The 11,423-nt window shown below is 36.5% G+C and carries 13 protein-coding genes; 11 read left to right on the forward strand and 2 right to left on the reverse strand.

Annotation, left to right across the window (positions count from 1 at the left end; all coding sequences use genetic code 11):
- Positions 1-101: 101 nt before the first annotated feature.
- From D6734_11595 to D6734_11615, 5 genes are all read left to right on the forward strand, one after another.
- Complete coding sequence (locus tag D6734_11595) at positions 102-536, forward strand: hypothetical protein (GenBank protein ID RMF92736.1); 435 nt, start codon at positions 102-104, stop codon at positions 534-536.
- Positions 537-650: 114 nt separating this feature from the next.
- Positions 651-1,739, forward strand: a complete 1,089-nt coding sequence (locus D6734_11600; protein ID RMF92737.1) for a hypothetical protein — start codon at positions 651-653, stop codon at positions 1,737-1,739.
- Positions 1,736-2,857: an FtsX-like permease family protein gene (locus D6734_11605; GenBank protein ID RMF92738.1), complete on the forward strand. Its 1,122-nt coding sequence runs from the start codon at positions 1,736-1,738 to the stop codon at positions 2,855-2,857. Before D6734_11600 ends, D6734_11605 begins: the two co-directional genes overlap by 4 nt.
- Positions 2,858-2,871: 14 nt before the next feature.
- On the forward strand, positions 2,872-3,624 hold the full coding sequence (locus D6734_11610) for an ABC transporter ATP-binding protein (GenBank protein RMF92739.1): 753 nt from the start codon (positions 2,872-2,874) through the stop codon (positions 3,622-3,624).
- Positions 3,608-4,483 carry a biotin/lipoyl-binding protein gene (locus D6734_11615; GenBank protein RMF92740.1) on the forward strand — a complete coding sequence of 292 codons (876 nt, stop codon included), beginning with the start codon at positions 3,608-3,610 and terminating at the stop codon, positions 4,481-4,483. The genes D6734_11610 and D6734_11615 overlap by 17 nt, the downstream gene beginning before the upstream one ends.
- Positions 4,484-4,528: 45 nt before the next feature.
- On the opposite strand, the gene D6734_11620 is transcribed toward D6734_11615, so the two are convergent.
- Positions 4,529-4,711, reverse strand: a complete 183-nt coding sequence (locus tag D6734_11620; GenBank protein RMF92741.1) for a hypothetical protein — start codon at positions 4,709-4,711, stop codon at positions 4,529-4,531.
- Positions 4,712-4,880: 169 nt separating this feature from the next.
- On the reverse strand, positions 4,881-5,381 hold the full coding sequence (locus D6734_11625) for a rubrerythrin family protein (protein ID RMF92742.1): 501 nt from the start codon (positions 5,379-5,381) through the stop codon (positions 4,881-4,883).
- A gap of 226 nt (positions 5,382-5,607) precedes the next feature.
- On the opposite strand from D6734_11625, the gene D6734_11630 reads away from it, so the two are divergent.
- From D6734_11630 to D6734_11655, 6 genes are all read left to right on the forward strand, one after another.
- Positions 5,608-6,066, forward strand: a complete 459-nt coding sequence (locus D6734_11630) for a hypothetical protein (protein ID RMF92743.1) — start codon at positions 5,608-5,610, stop codon at positions 6,064-6,066.
- 134 nt (positions 6,067-6,200) lie between these two features.
- Positions 6,201-6,626 carry a response regulator gene (locus tag D6734_11635; protein RMF92744.1) on the forward strand — a complete coding sequence of 142 codons (426 nt, stop codon included), beginning with the start codon at positions 6,201-6,203 and terminating at the stop codon, positions 6,624-6,626.
- Positions 6,627-6,681: 55 nt separating this feature from the next.
- Positions 6,682-8,355 (forward strand): carbon starvation protein A, encoded by a 1,674-nt coding sequence (locus D6734_11640; protein ID RMF92745.1) that lies wholly within the window; start codon positions 6,682-6,684, stop codon positions 8,353-8,355.
- Between the two features lie 154 nt (positions 8,356-8,509).
- The gene (locus D6734_11645; protein ID RMF92746.1) at positions 8,510-9,652 is read left to right on the forward strand and encodes a 4Fe-4S dicluster domain-containing protein; all 1,143 of its coding nucleotides are present in this window, start codon (positions 8,510-8,512) and stop codon (positions 9,650-9,652) included.
- A gap of 186 nt (positions 9,653-9,838) precedes the next feature.
- On the forward strand, positions 9,839-10,516 hold the full coding sequence (locus D6734_11650; GenBank protein ID RMF92747.1) for a dTMP kinase: 678 nt from the start codon (positions 9,839-9,841) through the stop codon (positions 10,514-10,516).
- Between the two features lie 74 nt (positions 10,517-10,590).
- The coding region (locus tag D6734_11655) for a hypothetical protein (GenBank protein RMF92748.1) at positions 10,591-11,423 on the forward strand (833 nt) is incomplete at its 3' end.

Here is an 11,423-nt window from a genome sequence, read left to right on the forward strand (position 1 = left end):
ATTCCTTGCTTTTACGTTTATTTTATGCTATCTTTGTTAAAAATTATTTTTTTAGGCAGTTGATTTGATAATGTAAAATTAATCAAGAAGGAGGATTAACTATGGATTTACCTGAGTATATTACTGTTGAGGAAGTGCAGAGAGTTTGTAAAGAACTTGGTATTAGGGATTGGACGAAGTTAACTGCTCCTCAGGTTTTGCCGGAAGAAGCGAAAATAATATTAAAAGAGGTTAATGTGGAAGGAATGAACATTGACCTTGACGAATTCAAAACAGGGTTGGAAGTTGAACTTGAACATGGAATAACTTTTAAAGACGCCAATGTGACAAACAATCATCCAATTCTAACAGGTAAAATTGTCCTTGCGCACCTCAAAGAAACTTTGGATTATTATAAAAGGCTTGAGGTTGCAGAAATTGAAGGCGACCTTTTGAAGGCAATTGTTGCAAAAAATCCTGACAAAGCGATATCCTATTATAGAAAACTTATCCAAGCAAAATTTGAACTTGCTCAAGTAGAAGCAAAAGAGATTTAATAATTTTTGAAAAAAGATTATGGCGGCAGACTCAGAGATTGGGGATGTCGCTTTTTTTTATTGATAAAAATCTATAATAGTTATTAAATGAAGACCATCCAAATATGAATATTTATGATTGAAAAATATGAAATCTTAGGCAAAGAAGCATTGAAATTGAAGCCTGTTTCAAAATCTGCATTTCTTGAATTTTCAGATTCCTTTGTTCAAATACAATCCTTCATAGAAGAAAAGATCCGTATTGAAAAAGATTTTGTTAAAAACACAATTCAGGGTGCAGAACTCAAATTCATAATCAATTTGAATAAAAATTTTGGTAAGTTTCTTTTGAGTGTTTTTGAGCTGGGTATTCTTTCCTGCCTTCCCAAAGAAGGTATCTGGTATTATTCTGTAATCTCTTCACGAGGATTTGATGATGCATTCTTTTCGAGATTTTTCTTCAATTGGTCTATGGCTATACAGAGTATTATTAATCCGCCACAGTCTCATGAGCTCATAAAGATTGTAGATTACTTTCGGGAAAATGTGAAAAATTTCAAAAAAGCTGCACTTTCTCCTTTTGATAAAGAGAATGAAAAAGCAAAAGAGTTTCTTTCTTATCTAATGAATAAAAATAGGAAAGGGGCAGCAGATTATGCACTTGCTCTCTTGAAGAAAGGAGATTCTCCACATTATTTATTTTCTTATGTCCTTTCTCAGGCAATGAAAAAAGCAGGGGTGCTGTGGCAGTTGAATAAAATCGAGGTTAACGATGTTCATGTAGCAACTGATATATGCCATTATGTAATGTATAGAATCGTTGATAGCTTTGAGAAAAGAACAAAGCTTCCATATCGCATTGCCGTTGTGTGTGCGCCGGGGGAAGAACATGAATTTGGTGCAGAGCTTGTTGAGAGTCTCCTTGAGTTGGAAGGATGGAACATTGTAGATATAGGGCACATATCACCTGAAGAGGATATGATTAGTTCAATAAAGAAGGATACTCCTGATGTAATAGTGCTTTCTGTTACAATGACTGCAAATCTTCCAGTCGCAATAAAAATGGCAAAGCGCATTCGAGGAGAGTTCGAGGATATAAAGGTAATTGGGGGTGGTACGGAATATTTATCAAAGGAACCGATTTTTAAAGAAGTGTTCGATGCTGTGGCTTTTGGTGTAGAAGATGTTCATAATAAGGCACTTAAAATTGTAGGTGAAAAATGAGAGTCATAACGGCATTTAAAATGCTTTTTTATGACCGTTCAACGACAGCAGGTTCAATTTTGGGTGTTGTTGCAATAGTGTTTCTTGTAGGACAGCAGTTGGCAGTGCTTTTTGGCCTCTTTACCTATATGTCTGTCCTTGTTGACCATGCCGGTGCTGATATTTGGGTATGCAGTCGAAATGCTGAAAACATCAATTCGACGGATTCGATCCCTGATTACTATTTAGACCGTATTTCAGGTATTTCTTCAATAAGGTGGGCAGAACCATTGATTTTTGGTGGAGGCTCATTTAGGAGAGCAGACGGGAAATATAATGGTGTGCAGGTTGTAGGATTAAGACCTCCCAGAATGGCAGGTGGTCCATGGAAATTTGCAAGAGGGTCAATAGATAATCTGTTTGAATACGACGCTGTTTCCGTTGAGCAAACTGATTTGGATACTTTGGGAAATCCCGAATATGGCAAATATTATGAGATTAACGGTATAAAAGTTAAGGTTAATGCGATTACTAAAAAAATTAAGGGATTTGCAGGGTCTCTTGTGTTTACGAATTTAGTTAAAGCAAAGGAGATTTTAAACTTTCCCAAAAATCGTTACAGCGCAATTATGATAAAACTAAAAGATGGGATAGATATAAATAGCACTGTCAAGGAAATTCAGAAAATTCTTCCTAACGCAAAAGTCATTTCAGCCAGCGACCTTTCACGCAAGACACGATTTTATTATATTCGCAATACAGGAATGGGTGGAAGTTTTGGTTTTTCAACATTGATAGGTGCTATGGTGGGAATAGTTATAATAATGCTGACGATGTACACGGGAGTGTTGAATAGACAGAAGGATTTTGCAATTTTAAGGGCTCTTGGTGCAAGAAAATGGGATATAGCTGTTATTGTTTTTTGTCAGGCGCTTATAATAGGTGCGGCAGGCATTATTATTGGCTTTTTGCTTCTTTCATTTTTCTTGTCTTCAACTATGAATTCAAAACTGCCTACATATATGCCCTATTGGCTGCCTTTCTATCATGCCGCATTCACTTTATTTTTGTGTTTTTTGGGCTCACTCCTTGCTATGAATAAAGCGGTAAGTATTGAGCCAGCATCTGTATTCAGATAGGAGTATTTTGCGCTATGTCATTTGGGAAGGAAAATTTTAATGAAGCAGTAATCAAATTGAGGAAAATATCGCGCGATTTTTCAGATGGCAGGATTGTCCGCAGAGTTTTGGATGATATAAATCTTGATATATTTAAGGGCGAGTTGACAATAATTGCAGGACCTTCCGGCAGTGGTAAGACCACTTTGCTCTCTATTATGGGGCTTATTTTGACTCCAACTGAAGGGAAATTGTTTTTTGAGGAAAAAGAGATAGTAAAGTTGTCTGACAGAAGAAGAGCGAAATTAAGACGAAAGAATTACGGATTTGTTTTCCAGCAAGCAGAATTAATTCCTTCATTGACTCTATTGGAGAATGTCTTGATTGCAAATGGAATCAATGGCACTCCCATTAAAAAGGAAACAAGGGAAAGAGCAAAGGAGCTTTTGATAAATTTTGGCTTGGAGGAGTATATCAATTCACCTGCTGCAAAGATTTCATCAGGCCAAAAACAAAGAGTAGCCATTGCCCGTGCATTGATTAATTCTCCCAAACTTCTGCTTTGTGACGAGCCCACATCTGCCCTCGATAGTGAAAGCAGTAAAGTAGTCCTCGAGACTTTGAAGAAGCTTTCTCGCGACAAGGAAAGGGGAGTAGTCTTAATAACTCATGACCCGAGAGTATTTCCTTATGGGGACAGATTGATAAAGATGGTAGATGGAAAAATAGATTATGATTCTAAATCAGAAAATGAAAGAGAGGTAGCTGTTTATGAGAAAAGTATTTAAAATTTTATTATGGATTATTTTGATTGCAGGCGCGCTTTATTATATTGCAGATGTTCTGAAAAAATCATCACCACCACCTGAAGTTGCTGCTACTCCTGTAATTGATAAGATACCCGTACGGATTTATGGTTTTGTTGAACCTGCTGGAAGAGAAGTTTTCGTAAGCCCTCTTGAGACAAGAAGAGTAGAAAAGATTTTTGTAAAAGAAGGAGATTTTGTAAAAAAAGGTCAGGTTCTTTGTATCCTCGAAAATAGTATGGAATTGGCTCGCTTAAATCTTGCAAAAGCGCGTTTAGAAGCTTCGAAAAAATCTCTTGAAATCAACAAAGATGAACTTAAAAGAAGAACCGATCTCTTCAGAAAAAAAATATCAGATGAATATGCTTATACACAGGCGGATTTGAGAAAAAGATTAGCGGAGGAAGAAATAAAAGTTGCGGAAAAAGAAGTGGAGCTTGCAAGAATAGAATATGAACGGCTCAAATTAAAATCTCCTATTGATGGAATAGTGTATAAATTTGATGTAAGAAAGGGGGAAACCCTTTCTAAAGATGACAGTGCAAAGATTATAATTGGCTCACCAAATTTATGGGTGCGCCTTTATGTTGAATCATATTGGATTGACGAAATTAAAAAAGGTATGGAGTTTGATATTTTGAATACAGAAACAAAAGAAAAGATTGGTAAAGGGAAAGTTATTTTTAAATCGCTTTATATGGGTGAAAGAAATTTTAGAACTGAAGACATAAAAGAGCGCCTCGATACAAGGGTGCAGGAGGTTGTCCTTTCCCTCGATACCGATAAAAAAGACATTCCTCTTGGATTGCCGGTGATGGCGGAGTTTATTTCAGAAGATTAAATAATTTTAAGAAAGAAATTTGAAAAAAATAAATAACATCCTGTTTCAATCCATTCTCTCAGGATCGTCTATTCTGCAATGGGGTTTCAGATATTTTTTTGCGTAGTCGTAGAGATAGAGATAGTCCTTCCTTTCCTTCTCATAGGCGAGGACTGTTTTATATTGCTTTATTGCTTCTTCTCGTTTGCCTAAGAAGTCATAAATTAATCCAATTCTCATTTCAATCATAGTGAAAAATTGATTTGTCTTTGAGGTTTTGATCAGTGAAATAATAATGCATTCGGGAAGCGGGCTATGACGATTATCGAGTCTGGCAGAATTTCCTCGGAATTAATAATAAAGCGCGATGCCTGATAGGCAGGCACCACGCCGTAATAGATAATTATTGGACAGGGAATTATAAATCTATCTTTTTAAACATCTCCCCTTTGGCGCCGCAGACAGGACAGGAGTCAGGGGCATTTTTTTCAGCTGTATATCCACAAACAGGACAAACATAATAAGGATATTCTTCCTGCTCGCCTTCCAAATTGTCGAGAAGCTTCTGATACAATTCTGCATGCACCTTTTCGACTTCATTGGCAAAATTGAATGACCTTTCTGCTTCTTTGTTTCCTTCTTCTTTGGCGACCTGAATCATTTCAGGATACATTGATTTGAATTCATGAGTTTCGCCTGCAATTGCCTCTTGTAGATTTTCTTTTGTGCTTTTGATCCCATTGAGCGCCCTTAAATGGTTATGGGCATGGACTGTTTCTGCTTCTGCCGCCGCTAAAAACATTCTTGCGACTTGTGGTTTCCCTTCACTTTTTGCCTTTTCAGCAAAAGCCAAATATTTGCGGTTTGCCTGCGATTCACCTGCAAATGCTGCCTTCAATGCGTCTTCCGATTTACTCATAATAATGACCCTCCATATTATTGATTATGATTTATAAATGGACTAATTTAGTCCTCTTTTATACAGGAATCGTTTAATTTTGTCAAAGAAAATTATCATCTTTTTATAAATAATTCTTTATCACTGGAAGTAAAGAAAAAAAGCAATCACTAAAGTAGTTTTACTTTTTTTGATTTCCAGTGAAGATATGCTATAAATAAAAAAAATGAGATTTATTAGAAGGTAAATGATTATGAAGAAGATATTTGAGAAGCTATTTCCAACGAAGAAGACGCAGAGGAAAGATAATAAAAAAGCTCTTCTTCCTGATACAAAGATTGCAACCTGTGCGCTTCTCCTTGAAATGGCGCGCGTTGATGGAGAATTCAGCACTGATGAAGAAGAGCTTATCATCGATATGATGAAGAGAAAATTTGGGATTTCAAAAGCCGAAGTAGATAAAATCATTGAGGCGGCAAATATGCAGATAGATGGCAGTATTGACTATTGGCATTTTACAAATGTCATAAATCAGCAGTACAATAGAGAAGAAAAGAAGAAAATTATAAAAATGGTATGGCAGTTGATTTATGCTGACAAGAAGCTCGATAAATACGAAGATTACCTTGTCCATAAGCTTGGCGACCTCCTAAAATTGTCACATCAGGAATTAATTGAGATGAAACTCAAAGCTCAAAAAGAATAACTTTAAAGATAAATTTTAATCATTTTTCTTGCATATCAAAAGAAGCGCACTTTATAATTAAGATATATATTAACAGCTCTTATATATATAACTCATAAGGACTCGTTAACATTTAAATTGGGAGGTCCATAAAAATGAGGTTAAGAGCTGTAGTATTTGACGATGACCCGGAGATTAGGAATCTATTAACAAAGATTCTTGAGCTTCGCGGTTATGAAGTATTGGCATTTGCCGAGCATAGAAGCTGCACACTTTATGAAAATCCCTCTTGTTATTGCAAATACAAAGAAGCATGTGCCGATGTGATAATAACCGACCTATGTATGCCGGTTTCGACAGGAATCGAGTTTGTTAGAAACCAGCGCAAAAAAGGATGTAAGGTAAAGAATATAGCCATTATGTCCGGCGATTGGACTGATTCAGATGTAAAGAAAGCGAAGAAGTATAAATGTCATATTTTTTATAAACCCTTTGGGATAGAAGAAATAAATAAATGGCTTGACCTTTGCGAGTCTCGAATTGACCCTCAACGAAGACTATATTCTTGGACTGAATATTGATTTTTCCTTCCTGATTCGATATCCTTTTAATGCACTTTTTTTTTGGAGAGAGTGAATGAATGGTGCATTACTTGCAGTAATCGTAATAGCGGCATTTCTTGCTTCATATTTTAGTTATGCAGGTATTCTTGGGAAGAAGGTTTTAAGACTTGACGCTTCAAGAATAACACCGGCGCATAAATTTAGGGATGATATTGATTTTGTTCCTACCAATCGCTTTGTTCTCTTTGGCCATCATTTTGCCTCAATTGCAGGGGCGGCGCCTATTGTAGGTCCTGCTATTGCAGTTATATATGGATGGCTGCCGGGATTGCTATGGATTGTTTTTGGTTCCATATTTCTTGGCGCAGCACATGATTTTGCTGCTCTTGTAGTTTCTTTGCGCCATGGAGGACGATCAATTGGAGATTTAACAAAGGATATTATTGGAGCACGCGCAAGAAATTTATTCCTCATTTTGATATATTTCGGTTTAAGCATCGTGTTGGCTGTATTCGCCCTTGTTATAGGAGTGCTTTTCAAAGAACATCCACAAGCAGTATTCCCGACATTTTTTTTGATTGCTCTTGCAATGGTTATTGGCACATTGGTTTATAAAACTCCAATTGGCTTAGGACCTGCGACAGTTGCTGGTGTCCTTGTAATGGGGTGGAGTATTTGGTATGGAGTCTATCATCCTATTGGTGCTGATTTGGAGACATCACAATGGATTACAATTTTGATGATTTACGCATTCGTTGCCTCCATTCTTCCTGTATGGTTTCTGCTTCAACCTCGCGACTATTTAAATTCCTTTGCTTTATATTTTGGACTTGGAGCAATGTATTTGGGATTGTTTATTGTCAGACCTGAGATAGTGGCGCCTGTGATAAGAATAAAACCTGAAGGCGCTCCTCCAATTTTCCCTTTCTTGTTCATATTGATTGCTTGTGGAGCAATTTCTGGATTTCATTCTCTCGTTGCATCGGGGACAACGGCAAAGCAGATTGATAAAGAAACGGATTCTAAATTTGTGGGATATGGCGCAATGCTTGCAGAAGGAGCACTGGCAACAATGGCGCTTATTGCCTGTACTGCCGGTATTGGAAGCGCTGAAGCTTGGCAGGCAAGATATGCCACTTGGGGAGCGATGAATTCGCTTCAAAATAAACTTGGGGCATTTGTCGATGGTGCAGGAGGTTTTGTTTCCGCATTGGGCTTTTCTCTTGATTTTTCAAAAACCCTCGTCGTAGTAATCGTTGTATCTTTTGCAATGACGACTCTTGATACCTGCGCAAGGATGCTTCGCTTTATTGTTTCTGAAATAGGTGAGAGTGCAGGAATCACTGCATTGAAGAACAGATACATTGCTTCTGCTGTTGCTGTCCTTTCAGGGCTTGCACTTGCCAAAATACCGATGGGAAAAGTATCAACTGGAATGGCATTGTGGCCTGTTTTTGGGGCAACGAATCAAATATTGGGCGCTCTTGCACTGCTGACTATAAGCGTATATCTTTTCAAAAGACAAAGACCTATTGCTTATAGCATAATACCAATGTTTTTTATGCTTGCTATAACAATCTCTGCGATGATGATTAACATAAAAAAATATTATGAAAGCGGCAACTACTTCCTTCTTATTGTTGGTTCATTGATTTTGCTCCTCGAGATTTGGCTTGCCTTTGAAGCTTTTATTGTATTTCGTGAAAGCAGAACCGAAGAAAAAGCCGTTATGAATTCTCATTTTTAAAAATTCCTTAAACAATTAATTATTCCCGTTTATGGTGATAAATAAAAACCTTCCTTATGAAAGGATGTTAAGAATCTTAGATTTGATTTTATAAGGATAATTGATAATAATGCACAGAGGATGAAAAAAATTTAACAAAAAGAAAGTGAGTAAAATGATAAAATCGACTCTAATAAATGCGGCTATAAAAATTTTGGTCAAGGGCGATATCGAGATAAGAAGCTATCTTTGTCCAACTATTAAATCACCGAAATCCCATTGTAAGCTTTGCGTTGAAACCTGTCCTGCTGATGCAATTAGGCTTGCAGATGAGATAATCGATGAAAAGAAATGTTTCAATTGTGGAATATGCGTTTCTGTTTGCCCTGCCGGAGTATATTCATCACGCAATCAGCCTGATTCGAAGATTGTTGAAGAAGCGAAAAGTGCGGCTGTAAAGAAGAATGATTCCATTTCTCTCACTTTTTCATGTGGAATGGTTGAAGATGAAAATGAAACTTATAAATTGAAATGTCTTGGAAGATTGAATGAAAATATCATTCTTTGGCTTAAAAGGATGGGTATTGATGAAATATCATTCAACAGGGGAAACTGTGGGGATTGCACTCTTTCAGCAGGATATACAGTGTTTAAACAGAATTTGAGACTTTCACGTTTAATTGAGGATTCATTAGGCAATGATTTTTGGAAAAAGTATAAGGAATTATCCCAATCGAATAGAAGAGTAGGGAAAGAGGGAGGTGTGTCACGAAGAGACTTTTTTAGGGCAATAAGAGGGAAGGGGCTTCTAAAAGTTGGAGAATTGGTTGAGGATTTATCCGAAAAGGATAAAAAGTCAGATATAAAAAAGAAAGGAGAAAGCCCGAGGAGGCGTCTATTGAAGAAAATTATATTGCCTGCAGACAAAGCAGCTGAAGAGATTGAAGCATCAGGAGGAATTATGCTTCCATTTGCTGATGCATTAATAAATGATTTCTGTATTGCATGTGATGTTTGTGCAATGCTTTGTCCTACAGCGGCAATAAGAAAGGTAACAGTGGGGGGAGAATTTAAAATTCAGTTTTATTATGACCGCTGTTTCAATTGTGGATTGTGTAGTGAAGTTTGTCTTACAAAGGCGATAGAATTGAAGAGTATTTTTGACGCAAAAAGATTGGAAACTTCGTCACCAAAGATATTGAAATCATTTATTAAAAAGATTTGTGATCTTTGCGGACAAGAATTTGGCGCAGTATATGAAAATGAAGCTATCTGTTATATGTGCAGAAAAGTGGGGAAGTCTTCGAATAAGATGTAAAAAATTCTAAATTAATCCTTCTTCCAATGAAAATAACATAATGTACAGTGACAGTATAATTGTGTGAGTTTTTGGACATTCATTCCTTTGATTTTTATGGCAGGAAAGTCCTGAAATCGAATCTTTTTATTTCTTGCTTTATTCTCTAAAAGTGTTATTTCATCACCTAATTTGAGGTAACAATAGATGAAAAAAGAAGGGGTTTTTATTACATTTGAGGGAGGTGAAGGAAGCGGTAAAACCTCAGCAATTAATTTTGTGGCTGAGAGAATGAAAAAAGCCGGTGTTGATTATCTTTTGACAATGGAGCCGGGTGGGACAAAGATAGGAGAAGGTATAAGGAAAATTTTACTTTCTCCAAAGAGTAAAGGGATGGCACCTGAAACTGAGTTGATGCTTTATTGCGCAAGCAGAAGCGAGCATGTGAGAAAAGTAATCAAACCGGCTTTGAAGGACGGTAAAGTAGTCATATGTGACAGGTTTGATGATGCGACAATTGCATATCAGGGATACGGTAGAGGACTGAAACTGGATGATATAAAAAAAATTAATTCATATGTCTGTGAAGGTTTGAAGCCTGATTTGACAATTCTATTAGATGTTGATCCTGTCAAAGGATTGAAAAGAGCGTCTGCTCGTAACAGCAAAGACGGGAGATGGAATGAGGGAAGATTCGAAAAGGAAAAAATTCATTTTCATAATTTGGTTAGAGAGGGATATTTGAAAATTGCAAGGAGTGAAAAAAAGCGTATAAAGGTCATCGATTCATCTGTTGATTTAAAAAAATTGCAGGATTCAGTATGGCGAGAGATAGAAGCTTTTCTTATCCAAAAAGAGTTGCTTTTGCCTTTTAAAGAAAGCTGATATAAATAATGTAGGTTATTTTTTAACATTTTTATAAAAAGTTAATCATAAAAGAGGTTTGATTTGGTGAAACAATGGAAGTAGATGAAATTAGAGAGGAAAGAGAAGAAATCATATACTGCCGTCTTTTAGGCAGCTGCAGATCACAGAAATATCTGACACAAGGTGTTAGTTTGAGAAAAGGTGACTTTTGTATTGTTGAGGGAGATAAAGGGCAGGATGCGGCATTGGTCAGTTCAAAGCCATTTTATGCAGACGAAAATGATGAAATACAATCCTTAAAAAAGATTATCCGTAAAGCAACTGATGAAGATTTAAAGAAAATTCAAGAAAATAAAGCAAAAGAGCCGGAAATACTTGCAAAAGCAATGGAGAAAGTCAGGGAAAAAAATCTCCAAATGAAAATTGTAAGGATTGATGTTGCTTTTGATAATTCAAAAATTGTTTTTTATTTTATCGCCGATGGCCGTATAGATTTTCGTGAACTTGTGAAGGATCTTGCCTATGAATTTCGCACTCGCATTGAAATGAGACAGATAGGTGTGCGTGACCAAGCAAGAATGTATAGCGGTTTTGGACACTGTGGAAGAGAACTTTGCTGTAGATCCTTTCTTGAAGAATTTGAGCCGGTAACGATTAAGATGGCAAAAGCTCAAAATCTTACTTTGAATCCCAGTAAACTTTCAGGGGTATGCGGCAGATTGATGTGTTGTCTTATGTATGAATATTCAACATATAGAGAAATAAATAGAAACCTTCCTAAGTATGGAAAAAAAGTCAGGACTCGTGATGGACAAGTAGGAAAAGTGAGAAAGATAAATACAATGACGAAGAAGATTTTGATTGAGCTTGAGGATAATACATTTATAACTGTTGATGCAGATGATGTTACTCCTGAAAAACCACC

The organism is Candidatus Schekmanbacteria bacterium (assembly GCA_003695725.1).
In the GTDB taxonomy this organism is placed as follows: Bacteria; Schekmanbacteria; GWA2-38-11; order GWA2-38-11; family J061; genus J061.

Coding starts and splice junctions, on each gene's coding strand:
- D6734_11625 (RMF92742.1), bottom strand. CDS start 5,381: ATGAGTAAATCGGAAGACGCATTGAAGGCAGCATTTGCAGGTGAATCG.
- D6734_11610 (RMF92739.1), top strand. CDS start 2,872: ATGTCATTTGGGAAGGAAAATTTTAATGAAGCAGTAATCAAATTGAGG.
- D6734_11595 (RMF92736.1), top strand. CDS start 102: ATGGATTTACCTGAGTATATTACTGTTGAGGAAGTGCAGAGAGTTTGT.
- D6734_11630 (RMF92743.1), top strand. CDS start 5,608: ATGATTATGAAGAAGATATTTGAGAAGCTATTTCCAACGAAGAAGACG.
- D6734_11640 (RMF92745.1), top strand. CDS start 6,682: ATGAATGGTGCATTACTTGCAGTAATCGTAATAGCGGCATTTCTTGCT.
- D6734_11615 (RMF92740.1), top strand. CDS start 3,608: ATGAGAAAAGTATTTAAAATTTTATTATGGATTATTTTGATTGCAGGC.
- D6734_11605 (RMF92738.1), top strand. CDS start 1,736: ATGAGAGTCATAACGGCATTTAAAATGCTTTTTTATGACCGTTCAACG.
- D6734_11635 (RMF92744.1), top strand. CDS start 6,201: ATGAGGTTAAGAGCTGTAGTATTTGACGATGACCCGGAGATTAGGAAT.
- D6734_11650 (RMF92747.1), top strand. CDS start 9,839: ATGAAAAAAGAAGGGGTTTTTATTACATTTGAGGGAGGTGAAGGAAGC.
- D6734_11645 (RMF92746.1), top strand. CDS start 8,510: ATGATAAAATCGACTCTAATAAATGCGGCTATAAAAATTTTGGTCAAG.
- D6734_11620 (RMF92741.1), bottom strand. CDS start 4,711: ATGATTGAAATGAGAATTGGATTAATTTATGACTTCTTAGGCAAACGA.
- D6734_11600 (RMF92737.1), top strand. CDS start 651: ATGATTGAAAAATATGAAATCTTAGGCAAAGAAGCATTGAAATTGAAG.